A 22,561-nucleotide genomic window follows, 5' to 3' on the forward strand; every position below is an offset into this window, starting at 1 on the left:
TGACTTAACTAGTGGCTGGTTCCAGATTTCAGGCGTCTACAGGCACAACGTGTCTGCAAGCGTCTAGCTTGCCCCTCATTTTGGGCATTGAGTTGACTAGGGAAGTTGCTATTGCATGTGGCGTGAAACCAAAATTCTGCTGATTGATGACGATAGCGTCCGCCGCCGCGATTTGGCGGTGATTTTAAATTTTCTCGGCGAAGAAAATTTACCCTGTGGCAGCCATGACTGGCAGCAGGCGGTCGGCTCTCTGTCATCAAGTCGTGAAGTAATCTGTGTCCTCATCGGGACGGTAAATGCTCCTGGTGCACTTTTGGGCCTGTTAAAGACACTCTCAACCTGGGATGAGTTCCTTCCAGTTTTGTTAATGGGCGATAATTCTTCCATTGACTTGCCGGAAGACCAGCGTCGCCGAGTGCTTTCGACGCTCGAAATGCCGCCCAGCTACAGCAAACTGCTCGATTCGTTGCACCGTGCCCAGGTCTATCGCGAGATGTATGACCAGGCCCGTGAGCGCGGTCGTCACCGTGAACCGAATCTTTTCCGCAGCCTTGTCGGCACCAGCCGGGCGATTCAACACGTCCGTCAGATGATGCAGCAAGTCGCCGACACCGACGCCAGCGTGCTGATCCTCGGTGAGTCCGGCACTGGCAAGGAAGTGGTCGCGCGCAATCTGCACTACCACTCCAAGCGTCGTGAAGCGCCGTTCGTTCCGGTCAACTGCGGGGCGATTCCGGCCGAGTTGCTGGAAAGCGAATTGTTCGGTCACGAGAAGGGTGCCTTCACCGGGGCGATCACCAGCCGTGCCGGGCGTTTCGAGCTGGCCAACGGCGGTACGCTGTTCCTCGACGAAATTGGCGACATGCCGTTGCCGATGCAGGTCAAGCTGTTGCGCGTCTTGCAGGAGCGCACGTTCGAGCGCGTGGGCAGCAACAAGACCCAAAGCGTCGATGTGCGGATCATCGCGGCAACCCACAAGAATCTCGAAAGCATGATCGAGATCGGCACGTTCCGCGAAGACCTCTACTATCGCCTGAACGTGTTCCCGATCGAGATGGCGCCGTTGCGTGAGCGCGTCGAAGACATCCCGTTGCTGATGAACGAGTTGATCTCGCGCATGGAGCACGAGAAGCGCGGGTCGATCCGGTTCAACTCGGCGGCGATCATGTCGCTGTGCCGTCACGGCTGGCCGGGCAACGTTCGCGAGCTGGCCAACTTGGTGGAGCGCATGGCGATCATGCACCCGTACGGGGTGATCGGCGTGGTCGAGTTGCCGAAGAAATTCCGCTACGTCGATGACGAAGACGAGCAGTTGGTCGACAGCCTGCGCAGTGATCTCGAAGAGCGGGTGGCCATCAACGGTCATACCCCGGACTTCACCGCCAATGCGCTGCTCCCGCCGGAAGGCCTGGACCTGAAAGACTACCTCGGCGGTCTGGAGCAAGGGTTGATTCAGCAGGCGCTGGATGACGCCAACGGCATTGTGGCGCGGGCGGCCGAACGGCTGCGTATTCGTCGCACGACCCTGGTGGAGAAGATGCGCAAGTACGGCATGAGCCGTCGTGATGGTGATGAACAGGCGGATGATTGACGCCTGTTTTTCAACCCCTTCATTTATAGGCAGTTTTTTTTAGGCACGGGTATTGCTACATCCCTCGCAACGTTCCGTTTAACTGACGGTCAACCACGCGAGAGAGCACAATGCCCCAAGCCGCCCAGATGTCTCCTGTCCCTGATGTTTCGGGGCAACCGTCGTCCGTAGAGCAGGCAAGCCGGCTTGGCCTTGAGCAGGCGTTTGCGCTGTTCAACCAGATGTCGAGCCAATTGACCGATTCCTACAGCATGCTCGAAGCCCGGGTCACCGAGCTCAAGGGTGAGCTGGCGGTGGTCAGCGCCCAGCGCATGCAGGAGCTGGCGGAAAAAGAGCGTCTGGCCAACCGGCTGCAAAACCTCCTCGATCTATTGCCCGGCGGCGTCATCGTCATCGACGCCCAAGGCATCGTGCGTGAAGCCAATCCTGCTGCGTGTGAGCTGCTCGGCTTACCCCTCGAAGGCGAGTTGTGGCGCCACGTCATTGCGCGATGCTTTGCGCCGCGCGAAGATGACGGTCACGAAATCTCCCTCAAGGACGGTCGGCGCCTGTCRATCGCAACCCGCTCGCTGGATGCCGAACCCGGTCAGTTGGTGTTGCTCAACGACCTGACTGAAACCCGTCATCTGCAAGATCAACTGGCCCGCCATGAGCGCCTGTCGTCGCTCGGTCGCATGGTCGCCTCGTTGGCCCATCAGATTCGTACGCCGTTGTCCGCCGCGTTGCTCTATGCCAGTCATTTGACTGAGCAGGAACTACCGGTCGCCACGCAGCAGCGTTTTGCCGGCCGCCTGAAAGAGCGACTGCATGAGCTGGAACACCAGGTGCGCGACATGCTGGTGTTCGCTCGCGGTGAGCTGCCGTTGACCGATCGTGTCACTCCAAAAATGCTGATGCAGTCGCTGCAAGCGGCGGCGCTGACTCTTGTTCAGGATCTGCCGGTGCGCTGGCAATGCGACAGTCATGCCGGTGAGTTGCTGTGCAATCGCGACACGCTGGTCGGGGCGATCCTCAATCTGATCGAAAACGCCATTCAGGCCAGCGCCGGCGACGTCCGTTTGAAAGTTCATCTGTATACCCGCGACAACAACCTGCGCGTATCGGTCAGCGACAGCGGCAGTGGTATCGACACGAAGGTATTGGCACGTTTGGGCGAGCCGTTTTTCACCACCAAAACCACCGGCACCGGTCTGGGGCTGACCGTGGTCAAGGCAGTGGCCCGTGCTCATCAGGGAGAATTGCAGTTACGTTCGCGGCCGGGGCGCGGTACTTGCGCGCAGGTGATCCTGCCGCTTTTTGCGGGTGAGCAGCCCTGCGCTCAGGGAGTGAAGTGAAGGACATGGCCATCAAGGTTTTACTGGTCGAGGACGATCGCGCGCTACGGGAAGCACTGGCCGATACGCTGGTGCTTGCCGGACACGCTTACAAGGCGGTCGGTTCGGCGGAAGAGGCGCTGGCTGCGGTTGGCGCCGAGGCATTTAGCCTGGTGGTCAGTGACGTCAACATGCCGGGCATGGACGGTCATCAGCTGCTTGGATTGCTGCGGGCTCGTCAGCCGCAACTGCCGGTGTTGTTGATGACCGCTCACGGTGCGGTCGAACGTGCGGTCGACGCCATGCGTCAGGGTGCGGCGGATTACCTGGTCAAGCCGTTCGAGCCCAAAGCCTTGCTCGACCTGGTGGCGCGTCACGCCTTGGGCAATCTCGGCGCGACCGAGAGCGAGGGGCCTGTGGCGTTCGAGCCGGCCAGTGCGCAATTGCTGGAATTGGCCGCGCGCGTGGCGCGCAGTGATTCCACGGTGTTGATCTCCGGTGAGTCCGGGACCGGCAAGGAAGTGCTGGCGCGTTACATCCATCAGCACTCCCATCGCGCCAGTCAGCCATTCATTGCGATCAACTGCGCAGCGATTCCGGACAACATGCTTGAAGCCACTTTGTTCGGTCACGAAAAAGGTTCGTTCACCGGCGCCATCGCGGCGCAGGCCGGCAAGTTCGAGCAGGCCGATGGCGGGACGATCCTGCTCGATGAAATTTCTGAAATGCCCCTCGGCCTGCAGGCCAAGTTACTGCGCGTATTGCAGGAGCGCGAAGTCGAACGAGTCGGCGCACGCAAGCCGATCACGCTGGATATTCGAGTGGTCGCTACCACTAACCGTGACCTGGCCGGTGAAGTGGCGGCGGGGCGTTTCCGCGAAGATCTTTACTATCGCCTGTCGGTGTTCCCGTTGGCCTGGCGTCCGTTGCGTGAGCGCACCGCCGACATCCTGCCGCTGGCCGAGCGCCTGCTGGCCAAACACGTCAATAAAATGAAGCATGCCGCGGCAAAGCTTTCGCCCGAGGCGCAGGCCTGCCTGATCGGCTATCCGTGGCCGGGCAACGTGCGTGAACTGGATAACGCGATCCAGCGGGCCTTGATTCTGCAGCAGGGCGGTTTGATCCAGCCGCAGGATTTTTGTCTGGCCGGGCCCGTGGCGTGTGCGCCATTGCCAGCATTGGCGCCGGCGCCTGCACGAGCAGTGGAAGTCGAAGTCGAATCGGCGGGCGCCCTCGGCGATGACCTGCGGCGCCGTGAGTTCCAAATGATCATCGACACCTTGCGCGCCGAGCGCGGCCGCCGCAAAGAAGCCGCCGAGCGACTGGGCATCAGCCCGCGCACCTTGCGCTACAAGCTGGCGCAGATGCGCGATGCCGGAATGGATGTGGAAGCGTATTTGTTCGCCACGTAACGGTCGGCAAACAAAAGCACAGGAGAGCTTTTGTTTAGAGCGGCCACGGAGCTGGCACCCTTGTTGCTAACACCTCACTACTCGCCGAGTGAGTGTCAAAAAATTGCGAGTAGCCAAAGAGAGCAGACCATGAGCCAAGGTATTGAATTCAACCGGTTGATGCTGGATATGCGCGCCATGCAAATGGATGCCATGTCTGCGCCGAAATCGACTGCCGCAGTCCCTGAAGCGGGTGGCAGCAGCTTTGCCGACATGCTCGGTCAGGCCGTCAATAAAGTGAACGACACCCAGCAGGCGTCCAATCAGTTGGCCAGTGCCTTCGAGATCGGTAAAAGCGGCGTCGACCTGACGGACGTGATGATTTCCTCACAGAAGGCCAGCGTGTCTTTTCAGGCACTGACCCAAGTGCGTAACAAGCTGGTTCAGGCTTACCAAGACATCATGCAGATGCCGGTTTAAGGACGAGATTGAGTCATGGCAGAAGCAATCGCCGATAATGTTCCGGCCAAGGCCACTCCAATAGACGGCAAACCGCCGCTGTTCGGGTTGTCTTTCCTGGAAAACCTCTCCGAGATGACCATGTTGCGTCAGGTGGGCCTGTTGGTCGGCCTGGCTGCGAGCGTGGCGATTGGTTTTGCCGTGGTGTTGTGGTCCCAGCAGCCGGACTACCGGCCTCTATACGGCAGCCTTGCCGGCATGGACGCCAAACAGGTCATGGAAACCCTGGCCGCCGCCGACATTCCCTATACCGTCGAACCGAATTCCGGTGCCTTGCTGGTCAAGGCCGATGACCTGTCCCGTGCGCGGCTCAAGCTCGCGGCCGCTGGTGTCACTCCCAGCGACGGCAATATCGGTTTCGAGATTCTCGACAAGGAGCAGGGGCTGGGTACCAGTCAGTTCATGGAGGCGACCCGCTATCGTCGCGGCCTCGAAGGCGAACTGGCCCGGACCATCTCCAGCCTGAACAACGTCAAGGGTGCCCGCGTGCACCTGGCGATTCCGAAAAGTTCGGTGTTCGTGCGTGACGAGCGCAAGCCAAGCGCTTCGGTTCTGGTTGAACTGTATTCCGGTCGCTCGCTGGAGCCGGGCCAGGTCGTCGCCATCATCAATCTGGTGGCGACCAGCGTTCCCGAACTGAGCAAATCGCAGATCACCGTTGTCGACCAGAAGGGCAACCTGCTGTCGGATCAGGCGGAAAACTCCGAGCTGACCATGGCCGGCAAGCAGTTCGATTACAGCCGTCGCATGGAAAGCATGCTGACTCAGCGCGTGCATAACATCCTGCAACCGGTGCTGGGCAACGACCGCTATAAAGCCGAAGTCTCGGCCGATGTGGATTTCAGCGCCGTCGAATCGACTTCCGAGCAGTTCAACCCGGATCAACCGGCGTTGCGCAGCGAGCAGTCGGTCAACGAACAACGTACCGCCAGCAATGGCCCGCAAGGTGTGCCGGGTGCCTTGAGCAACCAGCCGCCGTCGCCTGCCTCGGCGCCGCAAACCACTGGTGGCGCCACTGCGTCGGCCGGCATGGTGCAGCCAGGCCAGCCACTGCTTGATGCCAACGGTCAGCAGATCATGGACCCGGCCACTGGTCAGCCGATGCTGGCGCCGTACCCGGCCGACAAGCGTCAACAATCCACCAAGAACTTCGAGCTCGACCGTTCCATCAGCCACACCAAACAACAGCAGGGCCGTTTGAATCGCCTGTCGGTGTCGGTGGTGGTGGACGATCAGGTCAAGGTCAACGCAGCCAATGGCGAAACCACCCGTGCGCCGTGGAGCGCCGATGAATTGGCGCGCTTCACTCGCCTGGTGCAGGACGCGGTCGGTTTCGACGCCAGCCGTGGCGACAGCGTCAGCGTGATCAACATGCCGTTCTCTGCTGAGCGCGGTGAAGTGATCGCCGAGATTCCGTTCTACTCCCAGCCGTGGTTCTGGGACATCGTCAAGCAAGTGCTGGGGGTGTTGTTCATCCTGGTGCTGGTGTTCGGTGTGTTGCGTCCGGTGCTCAAGAACATCACCGGCGGGGGCAAAGACAAGCAACTCGCGGCCTTTGGCAGCGACGTGGAACTCGGTGGCATGGGCGGCCTGGACGGCGAACTGGCCAACGACCGCGTCAGCCTCGGTGGCCCGACCAGCATCCTGCTGCCGAGCCCGAGCGAAGGCTATGACGCACAGTTGAATGCAATCAAGAGTCTGGTGGCAGAAGATCCGGGTCGCGTGGCCCAGGTCGTGAAAGAGTGGATTAACGCAGATGAGTGATAACCGAGCCGCTGTCGCCAAACTGTCCCGGGTTGATAAAGCCGCGATCCTGCTGCTGTCCCTGGGTTCTACGGATGCCGCACAAGTGCTGCGCCACATGGGGCCCAAAGAGGTCCAGCGTGTGGGCGTGGCCATGGCCCAGATGGGTAACGTGCACCGCGAGCAGGTCGAACAGGTCATGAGCGAGTTCGTCGACATCGTCGGCGACCAGACCAGCCTGGGCGTCGGCTCCGATGACTACGTGCGCAAAATGCTCACCCAGGCCTTGGGCGAAGACAAGGCCAACGGCCTGATCGACCGGATCCTGCTGGGCGGCAACACCAGTGGCCTCGACAGTCTGAAGTGGATGGAACCGCGCGCCGTCGCCGACGTGATCCGCTACGAGCACCCGCAGATCCAGGCGATCGTAGTGGCGTACCTTGATCCGGACCAGGCCGGTGAAGTGCTGGGCAACTTCGACCATAAGGTGCGGCTGGACATCATCCTGCGGGTGTCTTCGCTGAACACCGTGCAGCCGGCGGCCCTGAAAGAGCTCAACCAGATTCTCGAGAAGCAGTTCTCCGGCAACTCGAATGCCTCGCGCACCACCCTGGGTGGCATCAAGCGCGCGGCAGACATCATGAACTTCCTCGACAGCTCGATCGAAGGTCAGTTGATGGACTCGATCCGCGAAGTCGACGAAGACTTGTCCGGTCAGATCGAAGACCTCATGTTCGTGTTCAACAACCTGTCCGATGTCGACGACCGCGGTATTCAGGCGCTGTTGCGCGAGGTGTCCTCGGACGTCCTGGTGCTGGCCCTCAAAGGCTCGGACGAAGGCGTCAAGGAAAAGATCTTCAAGAACATGTCCAAACGAGCGGCCGAACTGTTGCGCGACGACCTCGAGGCCAAAGGCCCGGTGCGTGTCAGCGACGTGGAAACGGCGCAGAAAGAAATCCTCACCATTGCCCGCCGTATGGCCGAAGCCGGAGAAATCGTTCTCGGCGGGAAGGGCGGCGAAGAGATGATCTAAGGTCACTATGTCGTCCAAACATGATGAGTCCCAGACCGACCTGATCCGTGGCAAGAACGTCGCAGGTTTCGATGTCTGGGCGCTGCCCAGCTTCGACCCGTTTGTGCCARAACCCGAGCCGGAACCGGAACCCGAACCGCCGGAAATGGAAGAAGTGCCGCTGGAAGAAGTCCAGCCACTGACCCTCGAAGAGCTCGAAAGCATTCGCCAGGAGGCCTACAACGAAGGCTTCGCGGTTGGCGAGAAAGAAGGTTTCCATAGCACCACGCTCAAGGTCCGTCAGGAAGCCGAAGTGGCCCTGACGGCCAAGATCGCTTGCCTGGAACAGTTGATGGCCAACCTGTTCGAGCCCATTGCCGAGCAGGACACCCAGATCGAAAAGTCGCTGGTCGACCTTGTACAGCACATCACCAAACAGGTTATTCAGCGCGAGCTGGCCATCGACTCGACGCAGATCGAACACGTCATGCGTGAAGCGCTCAAGCTCTTGCCACTGGGCGTGGGCAATGTGCGGTTGTACGTCAACCCGCAGGATTTCGAACAGGTCAAAGCCCTGCGCGAGCGCCATGAGGAAACCTGGCGCATCGTCGAGGACGAGTCCTTGTTGCCGGGCGGTTGCCGGGTCGAGACCGAACACAGCCGTATCGATGCGACCATCGAAACCCGTGTGACCCAGGTCATGGCCAAGCTGTTCGACCAATTGCACGATCAGGCGTTGCACCCGGCCGCGCCGGACCTCAGCCTGGAATTGCCGATCGACAAGAAGCCTGCCGTCACCCCGGTCGAACCGGAACTGGACCATCCCGATGCGCCTTGATCGCACCAGCTTCGCCAAGCGCCTCGGCAGCTACGCCGAGGCCACGGAGCTGGCTGGCGCGCCGATCCTCGAAGGTCGCCTGTTGCGTATGGTCGGCCTGACCCTCGAAGCCGAAGGCTTGCGCGCCGCCATGGGCAGCCGCTGCATGGTCATCAACGATGACAGCTATCACCCGGTGCAGGTCGAAGCCGAAGTCATGGGCTTCTCCGGCAGCAAAGTGTTTCTGATGCCGGTCGGCAGCGTCGCCGGCATTGCGCCAGGCGCACGCGTGGTTCCCCTGGCGGACAACGGTCGCTTGCCGATGGGCATGAGCATGCTCGGGCGGGTGCTCGATGGCGCCGGTCGTGCGCTGGATGGCAAGGGCGGGATGAAGGCTGAAGACTGGGTGCCAATGGACGGCCCGACCATCAACCCGCTCAAGCGTGACCCGATCAGCCAGCCGCTTGACGTGGGCATTCGCTGCATCAACGGTTTGTTGACGGTCGGTCGCGGTCAGCGCCTCGGGCTGTTCGCCGGTACCGGCGTCGGCAAGAGTGTGCTGTTGGGCATGATGACCCGTTTCACCGAGGCCGACATTATCGTGGTCGGGCTGATCGGTGAGCGGGGTCGAGAAGTTAAAGAGTTCATCGAGCACATCCTCGGTGAAGAAGGGCTCAAGCGTTCGGTGGTGGTGGCTTCGCCGGCGGACGATGCGCCGCTGATGCGTTTGCGCGCGGCCATGTACTGCACGCGGATCGCCGAGTATTTCCGCGACAAGGGCAAGAATGTCCTGTTGCTGATGGATTCCCTGACCCGTTTCGCTCAGGCCCAGCGGGAAATCGCCCTGGCCATCGGCGAACCGCCGGCGACCAAGGGCTATCCGCCGTCGGTGTTTGCCAAGTTGCCGAAACTGGTGGAGCGGGCCGGTAACGCCGAAAAGGGCGGCGGCTCGATCACCGCGTTCTACACGGTATTGTCTGAAGGCGATGACCAACAGGACCCGATCGCCGACTCGGCGCGGGGCGTGCTTGACGGGCACATCGTGCTGTCCCGGCGTCTGGCCGAGGAAGGGCATTACCCGGCCATCGACATCGAAGCGTCCATCAGTCGGGTCATGCCGTCGGTGGTCGGTATCAAACACCTGAACCACGCGCAGATGTTCAAGCAATACTGGTCGCGCTATCAGCAGAGCCGCGACCTGATCAGTGTCGGCGCCTACGTGCCCGGCGGTGACCGGGAAACCGACACAGCGATCAATCTGCAACCGGCCATGTCCCTGTACCTGCGCCAGGGCTTGAACGACAACATCAGCATGGGCGCCAGCGAAAACCATCTTGCTTCGGTCTTCGCGCCAGCGCCAGGCGGTTAACCGGTCATGGCCTCGAGTCGCGCGGCACGCCTGGCGCCTGTGGTGGACATGGCTGAAAAGGCCGAGAAAACCGCCGTCCAGCGCCTGGGGCACTTCCAGGGCCAGGTTCGTTTGGCGGAAAGCAAACTCGCCGACCTCGAAGCCTTCCGTCTCGACTACCAGGAACAATGGATCGTGCGCGGCAGTGGCGGCGTTTCGGGTCAGTGGCTGCTGGGCTATCAGGGTTTTCTCGCGCAATTGGGCACGGCCATCGACCAGCAGCGCCAGAGCCTGAACTGGCATCAAAACAACCTGAACAAGGCCCGAGAAGCCTGGCAACAGGCATTTGCCCGGGTCGAAGGCTTGCGCAAACTGGTTCAGCGCTACATGGATGAGGCACGGCAACTGGAAGACAAGCGCGAGCAGAAGTTGCTGGATGAATTGTCCCAGCGGTTGCCGCGTCAGGATTCGTATTGAATCAGGTAGCCCGCGAAGGCGATTTCACAAACCGTACAATTTTTTCAGCCTTGCTCCAGCCCCCATCAGGTGCTAAACCTTCTACACGTACGTTCGTCAATGACAAGGAAGCCGTGAAATGTCAGTCGTTACAGAAGTATCCTCGGATGGGAAAAAGCTGACGATTTCGATCGAGGGACGATTCGATTTCGGTCGGCATCAGGAGTTTCGCGAGTCCTACGAGCGACTCAACAGTAAACCCGAGTCCATTGTGGTGGACCTGAAGAAAGCCACTTATCTCGATAGCTCGGCGCTGGGCATGTTGCTTTTGCTGCGCGATCACGCCGGTGGCGACAACTCCGATATTCGTGTCGTCAACAGCAGTAGCGATGTGAAKAAAATCCTCGCCATCTCCAACTTCGACAAGCTGTTCGACATCAGTTGACTGTCATGCAGCCGCYCGAGCCGCTGACGATTCTGATCGCCGAAGACAGTGCGGCCGATCGTATGCTGCTGTCGACTATCGTCCGTCGTCAGGGTCATGAAGTGCTGACAGCCAGTAATGGCGCCGAGGCGGTCGAGGCGTTTCGCTCGCAGCGGCCGCACCTGGTGCTGATGGACGCCATGATGCCGGTGATGGATGGCTTCGAGGCCGCGCAGCAGATCAAGGCGCTGGCCGGCGAAACCTTGGTGCCGATCATCTTTCTGACGTCGCTGACCGAAAGCGAAGCCCTGGCTCGTTGTCTGGAGGCCGGGGGCGACGACTTTCTGGCAAAGCCTTACAACCAGGTGATCCTCGCGGCCAAGATCAAGGCAATGGACCGCCTGCGGCGTTTGCAGGCCACGGTGCTGGAGCAGCGCGACCTGATCGCCAGGCACCATGATTACCTGCTCAACGAGCAGCGAGTGGCCAAAGCCGTGTTCGACAAGGTGGCCCACTCCGGTTGCCTGAATGCGCCGAACATCCGTTATCTGCAATCGCCCTATGCGCTGTTCAACGGTGATCTGTTGCTGGCCGCGTTTACCCCGGTCGGCGACATGCATGTGTTGCTCGGTGATTTCACCGGCCATGGTTTGCCGGCCGCTGTCGGTGCCATGCCGTTGGCCGAAGTTTTCTATGGCATGACCGCCAAGGGTTATGGCTTGTCCGAAACCCTGCGCGAGATGAACGCCAAACTCAAACGTATCCTGCCGGTCGACATGTTCTGCTGCGCGACCCTGCTGCGCCTGAGCTTTCAGCGAGGGTCGGTGGAGGTCTGGAACGGCGGGATGCCGGACGGCTATTTGCACAACGCCACCAGCGGCGAGCGTACAGCGCTCACGGCACGGCACTTGCCGCTGGGTGTGCTGAGCCCGCAAACCTTCGATGACCGCACCGAGGTGTTCCCGATGGCCGTCGGGGATCGGGTGTTCCTGTTGTCTGATGGAGTGATCGATACCTGCGATGCCAATGAACAGTTATTTGGCGTAGAGCGATTGGAGCAGGTGTTTGCAGCCAATCGTCAGCCCGATGCGCTGTTCGAAGAAATCGAGCAGGCCCTGCGGGACTTTCGCGGCGAGGCTCGCGATGACGTGAGCATGGTTGAGGTCAGCCTGTTGGATGCGGCGCAACTGAGCCCGCCAGCACCGGTATATTCCGACAGCGGTCAGTCCTGCCCGCTGGACTGGTCGGTGAGTTTCGAATTTCGCGCCGCCACCCTCAAACGCTTCAACCCGCTGCCGTACCTGTTGCAATTGCTGTTTGAGGTGCACGGCCTGCGCGCTCAAAGTGGTGCGCTCTACAGTGTGCTGGCAGAGCTTTACTCCAACGCCCTGGAGCATGGCGTGCTAGGTCTGGATTCGAGTCTCAAGCGCGATGCTTCGGGTTTTGCGCGTTATTATCAGCAGCGCAGTGCGCGCCTGGACGAATTGCGGGACGGCTATGTGCGGGTACATTTGCAGGTGACGCCAAAAGGCGAAGGTGGTTGCCTGACTGTTCGAGTCGAAGACAGTGGCAAGGGCTTCGATGTGGTGCGGGTGATGGAGCGTCCCGTCGATGATGTCCGTTTGTCGGGACGTGGAGTCAGTTTGATCCGACAGTTGAGTCATCATGCGAGCTGGTCCGATAATGGGCGCAGCGCTCGCGTGGAGTTTTTCTGGGAGGCTCAGGCATAATCCCGGGCATTCTTGATCAAAGGAGTGAACAAGTGGACAACACACATCTGGATCGTGACGTGCTGAGCGCGTTGCAAGAAGTTATGGAGGATGGGTATCCAGAATTGCTCGATACCTTTCTCAGCGATTCCGAAGAGCGATTGAGCTTGCTGCGCAAGGCTGACGATGCCGATCGGTTAGGTGCCACGGCGCACAGTTTCAAGGGCAGCAGCAGCAACATGGGCGCGACTCGGTTGGCTGAGCTGTGCCATGAGCTGGAGCAGCGAGCCAAAGAGAAAAAACTCGAAGGCATAGAAGCGCTGGTTGGAGAGATCGACGGCGAATTCGCGATTGTTCGACCGCTTTTTGAGGCAGAGCGCCAACGTTCCCTGGCTGAATAAGACAACCATCCAGCGCTTTTGGCGGCCAGCGAACAAAGCTGGCTCGACCCTTGCAGTCAACTCACTCAACTGTACCTACGATCCCAGTGCAGCGGAGACCGTTCCATGCCCGTTACCCCCAACATTCTTATTCAGGCCGCTGCTGCGGCCAAGACTCAAGCCGCGTCCGCCAATACACCGGCGTCGACGGTTGAGCCCGGGGACAAGGCGTCCAGCTTCGCTGAGGTCTACGCCAATCAAGCCCAGAACAAGCCTTCGGCTACGGCGGACGGATCGGCTAAACCTGTACGTGACAAAGCCTCGGACAACACTGGCAAAAAGGACGTGGGCAACGACTCGTCTGCCGCCCAGGAACCGACGGTTGCCGATAGCGGCAAATCCTTGCCCGCCGATAAACCGGCGCAGGCCGATGACAAGACCGCCAGCGATGACGCGCCGGATACCGCTGAGCCGACGACGCCGGTAGTCGATACCGCGCCTGTCGATCCAGCCCTCGATCCAGCCCTCGATCCGGCGTTGATGCAAGTGGTGCAGCCGGTGCTGCCAGCCCCTGTACCGGAAACCCCACCGGTTGTCGCCGCTGTGCAGTCAACCGTACAAGCACCCGTCGCGGCCGCCGTTACCGCAACAGCGACGCCGGCCGCTGCGACCACCGATCCTGATTTCGATCCCGAAGCCGATCCTCTTGATGCGCTGCCGGCCGTGCGTATGGCGTTGGAGCAGAGCGGGCACGTTTCGGCCGCCAGCCAGGCTCAGCCAAAAGCGGCGCCGACTCAGGCTCACGTCGACGGCGAGCTGACCTCGGCACAGAACTTTGCTGCAGGCATGGCGAGCATGCTCGACGTGCAGGCTGATCAGGACAGCACCAGCCAGGGCGGCGAGAAGGCGTTCAGTGGCCTGATCGATGACGGCCTCAAGGATCTCAAGTCCGCCAGCAGCGACACCCGTGTCGATGACTTCGCCAATCGTCTGGCGGCTCTGACCCAAGCGGCAACACCCAAGACTGCCAATGCATTGCCGGTGAACCAACCGATCGCCATGCATCAGAGCGGTTGGACCGAAGAGGTGGTCAACCGGGTCATGTACCTGTCCAGCGCCAATCTCAAGGCGGCGGATATCCAGTTGCAACCGGCCGAACTGGGACGCCTCGATATTCGGGTGAACATGGTTCCGGATCAGCAGACCCAAGTGACCTTCATGAGCGCTCACCCAAGCGTTCGCGAAGCACTCGACGGGCAAATGCATCGCCTGCGAGACATGTTCGCGCAGCAGGGCATGGGCCAGGTCGACGTCAACGTTTCCGATCAGTCCCGTGGCTGGCAGGGCCAGGGCCAGGGCCAGGGGCAGGAACAGGCTCAACAGGGGCAGGGCGGGCGCACCAATGCCAGTGGCGGTCGCCTCGATTCGATGGATGAAGAGCTTCCTGCGACGGTCGCTGATGTGGCCGCCAACACCACCAGCGTGATCGGCACCAGCGCGGTCGATTATTACGCCTGATAAATCAGGACGCCCCCTCAAAAGATCGCAGCCTTCGGCAGCTCCTTGTATCTACGGGTGTACACCATCCAAATGCAGGAGCCGCCGAAGGCTGCGATCTTTTGATTTCCGTTGCCTGCCTGCCGCCTCCACATAGCCCCAGACACTTCTGGCATAACACTTGCTCTTGCCTTGCCGTGCGACTGTGAAAACCCGAATAGTGACGGATTATTGGCATGGCGAAGAGTGAAGCAGTAGTAAAAGACCCCGCAACCAAAGGCAAAATCAAGCTGATCATTGTGATCGTCGTGGCCCTGCTGCTGGCGATCGGCTTGTCCGTGGGGGCGACCTGGTTCTTCATGCACGGCGCCCAGAGCAAGCCTGCCGCCGCGACTGAAACCGCTGTGGTCGGCAAGCAGCCGGCGATCTTCGAGCCAATGGCTCCAGCCTTCGTAGCCAACTACACCCAGAACGGCCGTCAGCGCTACATGCAGGTGAGCATCACCATGCAGGGGCGTAATCAGGCTGATCTGGAGGCGCTCAAAGTCCACATGCCAGTGATCCGCAATAACCTGGTCATGCTGTTTTCCGGTCAGGATTTCGCCACGCTGGCGACCCCGGTCGGCCAGGAGATGTTGCGTCAGAAAGCCACGGCCAGCGTTCAGGAAGTGGCGCAGAAAGAGCTGGGCAAAGTGGTGATCGAACAGTTGCTTTTCACTAATTTCGTACTGCAGTAGGAACACGACATGGCCGTGCAGGACCTGCTGTCCCAGGATGAGATCGATGCGCTGTTGCATGGCGTCGACGATGGTCTGGTACAGACCGATAACGCTGCCGAACCCGGCAGTGTCAAAAGCTACGACCTGACCAGCCAGGATCGCATCGTCCGTGGACGCATGCCGACGCTGGAAATGATCAACGAGCGTTTCGCCCGCTACACCCGCATCAGCATGTTCAACATGCTGCGCCGCTCGGCGGACGTTGCCGTCGGTGGCGTGCAGGTGATGAAGTTCGGTGAATACGTGCACTCGCTGTACGTGCCGACCAGCCTCAACCTGGTCAAGATCAAGCCGCTGCGCGGCACCGCGCTGTTCATCCTCGACGCCAAACTGGTGTTCAAGCTGGTGGACAACTTCTTCGGCGGCGACGGCCGTCACGCGAAGATCGAAGGGCGTGAATTCACCCCCACCGAACTGCGTGTGGTGCGCATGGTGCTGGAACAGGCTTTCGTCGATTTGAAGGAAGCCTGGCAGGCGATCATGGAAGTGAACTTCGAGTACATCAACTCGGAAGTGAACCCGGCCATGGCCAACATCGTCGGGCCGAGCGAAGCCATTGTGGTGTCGACGTTCCACATCGAACTCGATGGCGGTGGCGGCGACCTGCACGTGACCATGCCGTACTCGATGATCGAGCCGGTGCGCGAGATGCTCGATGCCGGCTTCCAGTCGGACCTCGACGATCAGGACGAGCGCTGGATCAACGCCTTGCGCCAGGACGTGCTGGACGTCGACGTACCGATCGGTGCCACCGTTGCCCGCCGCCAGCTGCGCCTTCGCGACATCCTGCACATGCAGCCCGGCGACGTGATCCCGGTCGAGATGCCGGAAGAAATGATCATGCGCGCCAACGGCGTGCCGGCCTTCAAGGTCAAGATGGGCTCGCACAAAGGCAACCTCGCGTTGCAAGTGATCGAGCCGATCGAGCGCCGCTGACCGGCGCTCGTACCCCCTACGCATTTAACTGAATTGTTGCTCGCCGAGGACAAATGATGAACGACGATATGAACGCCCAGGACGACCAGGCACTGGCCGACGAATGGGCTGCGGCCCTGGAAGAGACCGGTGACGCCGGGCAGGCTGACATTGATGCGCTGCTGGCGGCCGATGCCGGTACGTCGGGCTCCAACCGTCTGCCGATGGAAGAGTTCGGCAGCGTGCCGAAGAACAACGATCCAGTGACGCTGGACGGACCGAACCTGGACGTGATCCTTGATATCCCGGTGTCGATTTCCATGGAAGTCGGCAGCACCGACATCAACATCCGCAACCTGCTGCAACTCAACCAGGGTTCGGTGATCGAGCTCGATCGCCTGGCCGGCGAGCCGCTGGACGTGCTGGTCAACGGCACGCTCATCGCCCACGGCGAAGTGGTAGTGGTCAACGAAAAGTTCGGCATCCGCCTGACCGACGTGATCAGCCCAAGCGAACGCATCAAGAAGCTGCGCTGAGTGAACAAGGTTCTTGCGGTTCTGTTGGCCTTGCCATCCAGCGTGCTGGCGGCCGAGTCGGTGACGACTGCTGCGACAGCGGCCGCCGCGCCAGCTGTCAGCAGTGGTGTGGCCGGGCAATTGACGCAATTGGTGTTCGGCTTGCTGCTGGTGTTGGGGTTGATCTTCTTCCTCGCCTGGCTGCTGCGCCGGGTTCAGCAGGCCGGTCCGGCGGGCAAGGGGCAAGTGATCGAGTTGATCGGTTCCCGAGCCCTCGGCCCCCGTGACCGCTTGATGCTGGTACAGGTCGGCAACGAACAGATTCTGCTCGGCCTGAGCCCCGGCACCATCACCGCGTTGCATGTGCTCAAGGAGCCGGTACAAGTGCCGGGCGCAACCGAGAAAGCGACTCCGGAGTTTGCCCAGCGTCTGTTGGAGATGCTTGGCAAGGATCAGAAGGATAAGAAGTAATGGGTGCGTTACGCATCGTCTTGACGCTGGCCCTGATGCTGGCTGCGCCACTGGCGTTCGCCGCCGATCCGTTGTCGATCCCGGCGATCACCCTGGGCACCAATGCCAATGGCGCCCAGGAATACTCGGTCAGCCTGCAAATCCTGCTGATCATGACGGCGCTGAGTTTCATCCCGGCGTTCGTCATGCTGATGACCAGTTTTACCCGGATCATCATCGTGTTCTCGATCCTGCGTCAGGCCCTGGGCTTGCAGCAGACACCGTCGAACCAGATCCTCACCGGCATGGCGCTGTTCCTCACCATGTTTATCATGGCGCCGGTGTTCGATCGGGTGAATCAGGATGCCTTGCAGCCGTATCTGGCGGAGAAACTCACCGCTCAGGATGCTGTCGCCAAGGCTCAGGTGCCGATCAAGGACTTCATGCTGGCCCAGACTCGCAGCAGCGATCTGGAGCTGTTCATGCGCCTGTCCAAGCGCACTGATATTGCTACGCCGGATCAGGCGCCGCTGACGATTCTGGTGCCGGCGTTCGTGACCTCGGAACTGAAAACCGCGTTCCAGATTGGCTTCATGATCTTCATTCCGTTCCTGATCATCGACCTGGTGGTGGCCAGTGTGCTGATGGCGATGGGTATGATGATGCTCTCGCCACTGATCATTTCCCTGCCGTTCAAAATCATGCTGTTCGTGCTGGTGGATGGCTGGGCGTTGATCATCGGCACGTTGGCCAGCAGCTTCGGCGGTGTTTCACCATGACGCCCGAAGTTGCCGTGGACATCTTTCGCGAAGCGCTGTGGCTGACCACCATGATGGTCGCCGTGCTGGTGATTCCGAGCTTGCTGGTGGGGCTGTTGGTGGCGATGTTCCAGGCGGCCACGCAGATCAACGAACAGACCCTGAGCTTCCTGCCGCGTCTGCTGGTGATGCTGGTGACGCTGATCGTTGCCGGCCCGTGGCTGGTGCAGACTTTCATGGAATACATTCTTCAGCTGTACCACAGCATTCCTCAGGTCATCGGTTAAGCCATGTCGCTGCTGCAACTGACCGATACCCAGATCAGCACCTGGGTGGCGACGTTCATGTTGCCGCTGTTTCGCATCGGCTCGTTGCTGATGGTCATGCCGATTTTCGGCACGACGCTGGTGCCCAAACGCGTGCGTTTGTACTTCGCGCTGGCGATCACTGTGGTCATCGCACCGGGTCTGCCGCCCATGCCCGCGGTCAACGCGCTGGACTTGAGTGCGATGCTGCTGATTGCCGAGCAGATCATCATCGGTGCGGTTCTCGGTTTCTCCTTGCAACTGTTCTTCCAGGCGTTCGTGGTCGCCGGGCAAATTGTCGCGATCCAGATGGGCATGGGCTTCGCTTCGATGGTCGACCCTACGAACGGCGTGTCAGTGGCGGTGATCGGGCAGTTTTTCACCATGCTGGTGACGCTGTTGTTCCTGTCGATGAACGGCCACTTGGTGGTGTTCGAAGTCCTCACTGAAAGCTTCACCACGCTGCCGGTCGGTGGCGGGTTGATGGTCAATCATTTCTGGGAACTGGCCGGCAAGCTCGGCTGGGTGCTTGGTGCGGCGCTGTTGCTGGTGCTGCCGGCGATCACCGCGTTGCTGGTGGTCAATATTGCATTTGGCGTGATGACCCGGGCGGCGCCGCAGCTGAACATCTTCTCGATCGGTTTCCCGCTGACCCTGGTACTTGGACTGTTCATCGTCTGGGTCGGCCTGGCGGACATTCTCAATCAGTATCAACCGCTGGCCGCCGAGGCCTTGCAGTTGTTACGCGAACTGGCACAGGCGCGCTGAGTCATGGCTGAGAGCGAAAGCGGTCAGGACAAAACAGAAGACCCCACGGAGAAACGCAAAAAGGACTCCCGTGAGAAGGGTGAGATTGCGCGCTCCAAGGAGCTCAACACCCTGGCGGTCATGCTCGCCGGCGCCGGTGGGCTGCTGATTTTTGGTGGCGCCCTGGCCCAGGATTTGATGGAGCTGATGCGCATGAACTTCTCGCTCTCGCGAGAGGTGATTCTGGATCAGCGCTCCATGGCGACTTATCTGCTGCATTCGGGACAGATCGCCTTGTTCGCGATTCAGCCGGTGATGATCACCTTGCTGCTGGCCGCGCTGATCGGCCCGATTTCCCTGGGGGGCTGGCTGTTTGCGGCTGGCTCCATGGCGCCCAAGTTCAGTCGCATGAATCCCGCCGCAGGGCTGAAACGAATGTTCTCGGTCAAGGCGCTGGTGGAGCTGCTCAAGGCTCTGGCGAAGTTTTTCATCGTGTTGTTCGTGGCGTTGGCCGTCTTGTCGTCGGACATCGACGATCTGCTGCGCATCGCTCATGAGCCGTTGGACATGGCGATCATTCACAGCCTGCAAGTGGTCGGCTGGAGCACCTTGTGGATGGCTTGCGGGCTGATCATCATCGCGGCGGTCGACGTGCCGGTGCAGCTCTGGGAAAGCCACAATAAGCTGCTGATGACCAAGCAGGAAGTGCGTGACGAGCACAAGGATCAGGAGGGGCGGCCGGAGGTCAAACAGCGCATTCGCCAGTTGCAGCGCGAGATGTCGCAGCGGCGAATGATGGCCGCGATCCCCGACGCCGACGTGGTCATCACCAACCCGACCCACTACGCCGTGGCGCTCAAGTACGATCCGGAGAAGGGTGGTGCGCCGATGCTGATCGCCAAGGGTAGCGACTTCCTGGCCTTGAAGATCCGCGAAATCGCCGTGGCCAACCAAGTGCAGTTACTCGAATCGCCCGCCCTGGCGCGTTCGATTTACTACTCCACGGAACTGGATCAGGAAATTCCAGGCGGGCTGTATCTGGCGGTGGCTCAGGTATTGGCGTACGTCTACCAGATCCGCCAGTACCGCGCGGGCAAGGGCAAACGTCCGGATCCGCTGAAAGATGATTTGCCGATTCCGCCGGATCTGCGACGCGATTCCTGATCGGGTCTACGGTTCTGAAATCAAAAAGATCGCCGCCTYCGACAGCGCCTACGGGCGCTGATGCCGCCTCTTGGCTTTTTCATTGCCGGGCTCTTTCGCGATACTGTTTTCCTGTTTCTTCCTGTCGTCCTGTTGCTTGGGCGCAACCAGATCGAAGCCTTTGGCATCGTTGAATGACTTGACCGCTTTCTTGGGCATGATCGCTGCTCCGGCGCTTGGTATTACCAACGCTGATGATCACCATCCAATACCCATAAGGCCGTTTTGGCTACTATCAAAACTTACGGCTGTGCAGGTCTTTGGACGAATGGTGGGGCAGTGAACTTGAGCGATGTCATGTCCCGCCTCTGATCCACCTTGTTCGTAGCAGCTGCCGAGCTTGCGAGGCTGCGTTCGAGGACGCAGTCCTCGCACAGGATTTGCGACTGCTGCGCAGCCGAACGCAGCCTCGCGCAGCTCGGCAGCTGCTACCCCGGGCTCAACAAATCTATCTATTTCCCTCCTTGGCAAAAGTTGGAAGGCTTCTTGCAATAGCCGCCCTGCGCCTGCTTCAGGCGTCAAAAGTTTGCTTTAAAGGAACGGGGAAAACCGGTGGATCGCTCTCAGTTAATCAACAGTGCCCGCACAAACGTCGCCGACCTCAGTCGGGGCAATCTGGGCGTGCCGCTGTTGCTGCTGGTCATGCTGGCCATGATGATGTTGCCGGTGCCGCCGTTCCTGCTGGACGTGTTTTTCACCTTCAACATTGCCTTGTCCATCGTCGTGTTGCTGGTCTGCGTGTACGCCTTGCGGCCGCTGGATTTTGCGGTGTTCCCGACCATTCTGCTGGTGGCGACATTGCTGCGACTGGCGCTGAACGTGGCCTCCACGCGGGTGGTGATGCTCCACGGTCAGGACGGCCATGCCGCCGCCGGTAAGGTGATCCAGGCCTTCGGTGAAGTGGTGATCGGCGGTAACTACGTGGTCGGTATCGTGGTCTTCGCGATTTTGATGATCATCAACTTCGTCGTGGTAACCAAGGGCGCCGGGCGGATTTCCGAGGTGAGCGCGCGTTTCACCCTCGACGCGATGCCCGGTAAACAGATGGCGATCGACGCCGACTTGAACGCCGGCCTGATCGATCAGAACCAGGCGAAACTGCGCCGGATGGAAGTCGCCCAGGAGGCCGAGTTCTACGGTTCCATGGACGGTGCCAGCAAATTCGTGCGCGGTGATGCCATCGCCGGTCTGCTGATTCTGTTCATCAACCTGATCGGCGGCATGGCGGTGGGTATCTTCCAGCACGGCATGAGCTTTGGTGATGCCGGCAAGGTTTATGCGCTGTTGACCATCGGTGACGGTTTGGTGGCGCAATTGCCATCACTGCTGTTGTCGACCGCTGCCGCGATCATGGTGACCCGTGCTTCCGGCTCGGAAGACATGGGTAAACAAATCAATCGTCAGATGTTCGCCTCGCCGAAAGCCTTGGCGGTGGCCGCAGGCTTGATGGCGGTGATGGGCCTGGTGCCCGGCATGCCACACGTCTCCTTTCTGTCCATGGCAGCCCTGGCGGCCGGTGGCGCTTACCTGTTCTGGAAGAAGCAGAACGCGGTCAAGGTTCAGGCCCTGCAAGAGGTCAAGCGTCAGCAGGAGTTGCTGCCGTCACCGGCCCGGGCTCAGGAAACCAAGGAGCTTGGCTGGGATGACGTGACGCCGATCGACATGATTGGCCTGGAAGTGGGCTACCGCCTGATTCCGCTGGTGGATCGCAACCAGGGTGGGCAGTTGCTGGCGCGGATCAAGGGGGTGCGTAAAAAGCTCTCCCAGGACCTGGGCTTCCTGATGCCGACTGTGCATATCCGTGACAACCTCGACCTGGCGCCTAGCGCCTATCGCCTGACCCTGATGGGCGTGATCCTGGCTGAAGCGGAGATTTACCCGGAGCGCGAACTGGCGATCAACCCGGGTCAGGTCTACGGCACGCTCAATGGCATCACCGCCAAAGATCCGGCTTTTGGCCTGGAAGCGGTGTGGATCGAAATCAGCCAGCGTGCCCAGGCGCAATCCCTCGGTTACACCGTGGTCGATGCCAGTACGGTGGTGGCGACCCACTTGAACCAGATTCTGTACAAGCACTCCAGCGAGCTGATCGGCCACGAAGAAGTCCAGCAACTCATGCAATTGCTGGCCAAAAGCTCACCGAAGCTGGCCGAAGAGCTGGTGCCGGGGGTGGTTTCGCTGTCGCAACTGCTCAAAGTCTTGCAGGCGTTGCTGGCCGAACAGGTGCCRGTGCGGGACATCCGCAGCATCGCCGAAGCCATCGCGAACAACGCCGCCAAGAGTCAAGATACCGCCGCTTTGGTGGCCGCAGTGCGCGTCGGCGTATCCCGTGCAATCGTGCAAAGCATTGTAGGCACTGAGTCGGAGCTGCCTGTGATCACCTTGGAACCAAGGTTGGAACAAATATTGCTCAATAGTCTTCAGAAGGCAGGACAAGGCTCGGAAGAGGGCGTTCTGCTGGAGCCAAGCATGGCGGAAAAACTGCAACGCTCGTTGATCGATGCGGCGCAGCGTCAGGAAATGCAAGGTCAGCCGGTGATTCTGCTGGTGGCCGGTCCGGTTCGCGCGATGCTCTCGCGATTCGGTCGGCTGGCGGTGCCGGGTTTGCACGTGTTGGCTTACCAGGAAATTCCTGACAACAAGCAAGTGACCATCGTTGCGACAGTAGGGCCCAACGGCTGAGGTAGTG

General features: G+C 60.3%; 23 protein-coding genes. 22 read left to right on the forward strand and 1 reads right to left on the reverse strand.

All coding sequences use genetic code 11. The features are described from left to right. Positions 1 to 115 precede the first annotated feature (115 nt). The 21 genes from AC1DIS_RS14615 (at position 116) to flhB (ending at position 19,833) form a co-directional block, all read left to right on the forward strand. Positions 116 to 1,591 carry a sigma-54 dependent transcriptional regulator gene (locus AC1DIS_RS14615; protein ID WP_026345697.1) on the forward strand — a complete coding sequence of 492 codons (1,476 nt, stop codon included), beginning with the start codon at positions 116 to 118 and terminating at the stop codon, positions 1,589 to 1,591. Positions 1,592 to 1,719: 128 nt separating this feature from the next. Then, positions 1,720 to 2,925: a sensor histidine kinase gene (locus AC1DIS_RS14620; protein WP_477744287.1), complete on the forward strand. Its 1,206-nt coding sequence runs from the start codon at positions 1,720 to 1,722 to the stop codon at positions 2,923 to 2,925. A 5-nt stretch (positions 2,926 to 2,930) separates the two neighbouring features. Continuing rightward, entirely contained in the window at positions 2,931 to 4,316 is a 1,386-nt protein-coding gene (gene fleR, locus AC1DIS_RS14625; protein ID WP_477744238.1) for a sigma-54-dependent response regulator transcription factor FleR, read from the forward strand. Positions 4,317 to 4,445: 129 nt separating this feature from the next. Continuing rightward, positions 4,446 to 4,775 carry a flagellar hook-basal body complex protein FliE gene (fliE, locus tag AC1DIS_RS14630; protein WP_477744239.1) on the forward strand — a complete coding sequence of 110 codons (330 nt, stop codon included), beginning with the start codon at positions 4,446 to 4,448 and terminating at the stop codon, positions 4,773 to 4,775. A 15-nt stretch (positions 4,776 to 4,790) separates the two neighbouring features. Then, positions 4,791 to 6,578: a flagellar basal-body MS-ring/collar protein FliF gene (gene fliF / locus AC1DIS_RS14635; protein ID WP_086945865.1), complete on the forward strand. Its 1,788-nt coding sequence runs from the start codon at positions 4,791 to 4,793 to the stop codon at positions 6,576 to 6,578. Next, positions 6,571 to 7,590, forward strand: coding sequence for a flagellar motor switch protein FliG (gene fliG / locus AC1DIS_RS14640; RefSeq protein WP_003184041.1), 1,020 nt, complete (start codon positions 6,571 to 6,573; stop codon positions 7,588 to 7,590). Before fliF ends, fliG begins: the two co-directional genes overlap by 8 nt. Before the next feature lie 7 nt (positions 7,591 to 7,597). Further along, positions 7,598 to 8,407 (forward strand): flagellar assembly protein FliH, encoded by an 810-nt coding sequence (fliH, locus tag AC1DIS_RS14645; protein ID WP_477780940.1) that lies wholly within the window; start codon positions 7,598 to 7,600, stop codon positions 8,405 to 8,407. Continuing rightward, positions 8,397 to 9,755, forward strand: coding sequence for a flagellar protein export ATPase FliI (gene fliI, locus AC1DIS_RS14650; RefSeq protein ID WP_018925045.1), 1,359 nt, complete (start codon positions 8,397 to 8,399; stop codon positions 9,753 to 9,755). The genes fliH and fliI overlap by 11 nt, the downstream gene beginning before the upstream one ends. A 6-nt stretch (positions 9,756 to 9,761) precedes the next feature. Further along, positions 9,762 to 10,211 (forward strand): flagellar export protein FliJ, encoded by a 450-nt coding sequence (fliJ, locus tag AC1DIS_RS14655; protein WP_018925046.1) that lies wholly within the window; start codon positions 9,762 to 9,764, stop codon positions 10,209 to 10,211. A 118-nt stretch (positions 10,212 to 10,329) separates the two neighbouring features. Continuing rightward, on the forward strand, positions 10,330 to 10,635 hold the full coding sequence (locus AC1DIS_RS14660; RefSeq protein ID WP_477780941.1) for an STAS domain-containing protein: 306 nt from the start codon (positions 10,330 to 10,332) through the stop codon (positions 10,633 to 10,635). A 5-nt stretch (positions 10,636 to 10,640) separates the two neighbouring features. Continuing rightward, on the forward strand, positions 10,641 to 12,344 hold the full coding sequence (locus tag AC1DIS_RS14665; RefSeq protein WP_477780942.1) for an ATP-binding SpoIIE family protein phosphatase: 1,704 nt from the start codon (positions 10,641 to 10,643) through the stop codon (positions 12,342 to 12,344). A 32-nt stretch (positions 12,345 to 12,376) separates the two neighbouring features. Further along, the gene (locus tag AC1DIS_RS14670; protein ID WP_018925049.1) at positions 12,377 to 12,724 is read left to right on the forward strand and encodes an Hpt domain-containing protein; all 348 of its coding nucleotides are present in this window, start codon (positions 12,377 to 12,379) and stop codon (positions 12,722 to 12,724) included. A gap of 105 nt (positions 12,725 to 12,829) precedes the next feature. Further along, complete coding sequence (locus AC1DIS_RS14675) at positions 12,830 to 14,221, forward strand: flagellar hook-length control protein FliK (protein ID WP_477744241.1); 1,392 nt, start codon at positions 12,830 to 12,832, stop codon at positions 14,219 to 14,221. Between the two features lie 215 nt (positions 14,222 to 14,436). Further along, complete coding sequence (fliL, locus tag AC1DIS_RS14680; RefSeq protein ID WP_064619464.1) at positions 14,437 to 14,937, forward strand: flagellar basal body-associated protein FliL; 501 nt, start codon at positions 14,437 to 14,439, stop codon at positions 14,935 to 14,937. Positions 14,938 to 14,946: 9 nt separating this feature from the next. Beyond that, on the forward strand, positions 14,947 to 15,915 hold the full coding sequence (fliM, locus tag AC1DIS_RS14685) for a flagellar motor switch protein FliM (RefSeq protein WP_007938639.1): 969 nt from the start codon (positions 14,947 to 14,949) through the stop codon (positions 15,913 to 15,915). 56 nt (positions 15,916 to 15,971) lie between these two features. Then, positions 15,972 to 16,430, forward strand: coding sequence for a flagellar motor switch protein FliN (gene fliN / locus AC1DIS_RS14690; RefSeq protein WP_007938642.1), 459 nt, complete (start codon positions 15,972 to 15,974; stop codon positions 16,428 to 16,430). Then, positions 16,431 to 16,880 carry a flagellar biosynthetic protein FliO gene (gene fliO / locus AC1DIS_RS14695; protein WP_018925053.1) on the forward strand — a complete coding sequence of 150 codons (450 nt, stop codon included), beginning with the start codon at positions 16,431 to 16,433 and terminating at the stop codon, positions 16,878 to 16,880. It abuts the gene before it with no gap. Next, a complete protein-coding gene (fliP, locus tag AC1DIS_RS14700) occupies positions 16,880 to 17,638 on the forward strand; it encodes a flagellar type III secretion system pore protein FliP (protein ID WP_007938646.1) in 759 nt (252 codons plus the stop codon). Before fliO ends, fliP begins: the two co-directional genes overlap by 1 nt. Continuing rightward, complete coding sequence (fliQ, locus tag AC1DIS_RS14705; protein WP_007938648.1) at positions 17,635 to 17,904, forward strand: flagellar biosynthesis protein FliQ; 270 nt, start codon at positions 17,635 to 17,637, stop codon at positions 17,902 to 17,904. Before fliP ends, fliQ begins: the two co-directional genes overlap by 4 nt. Before the next feature lie 3 nt (positions 17,905 to 17,907). Further along, positions 17,908 to 18,690, forward strand: a complete 783-nt coding sequence (gene fliR, locus AC1DIS_RS14710) for a flagellar biosynthetic protein FliR (protein WP_018925054.1) — start codon at positions 17,908 to 17,910, stop codon at positions 18,688 to 18,690. A 3-nt stretch (positions 18,691 to 18,693) separates the two neighbouring features. Then, complete coding sequence (gene flhB / locus AC1DIS_RS14715) at positions 18,694 to 19,833, forward strand: flagellar biosynthesis protein FlhB (protein WP_086945860.1); 1,140 nt, start codon at positions 18,694 to 18,696, stop codon at positions 19,831 to 19,833. Positions 19,834 to 19,881: 48 nt separating this feature from the next. Here flhB and AC1DIS_RS14720 read toward each other — a convergent pair whose 3' ends face one another. Then, positions 19,882 to 20,031 carry a hypothetical protein gene (locus AC1DIS_RS14720; RefSeq protein WP_018925056.1) on the reverse strand — a complete coding sequence of 50 codons (150 nt, stop codon included), beginning with the start codon at positions 20,029 to 20,031 and terminating at the stop codon, positions 19,882 to 19,884. A gap of 393 nt (positions 20,032 to 20,424) precedes the next feature. On the opposite strand from AC1DIS_RS14720, the gene flhA reads away from it, so the two are divergent. Continuing rightward, positions 20,425 to 22,554 carry a flagellar biosynthesis protein FlhA gene (flhA, locus tag AC1DIS_RS14725; protein ID WP_007938653.1) on the forward strand — a complete coding sequence of 710 codons (2,130 nt, stop codon included), beginning with the start codon at positions 20,425 to 20,427 and terminating at the stop codon, positions 22,552 to 22,554. The last annotated feature ends 7 nt before the right edge of the window (positions 22,555 to 22,561 follow it).

This window comes from Pseudomonas sp. 05N433 (genome assembly GCF_056396925.1).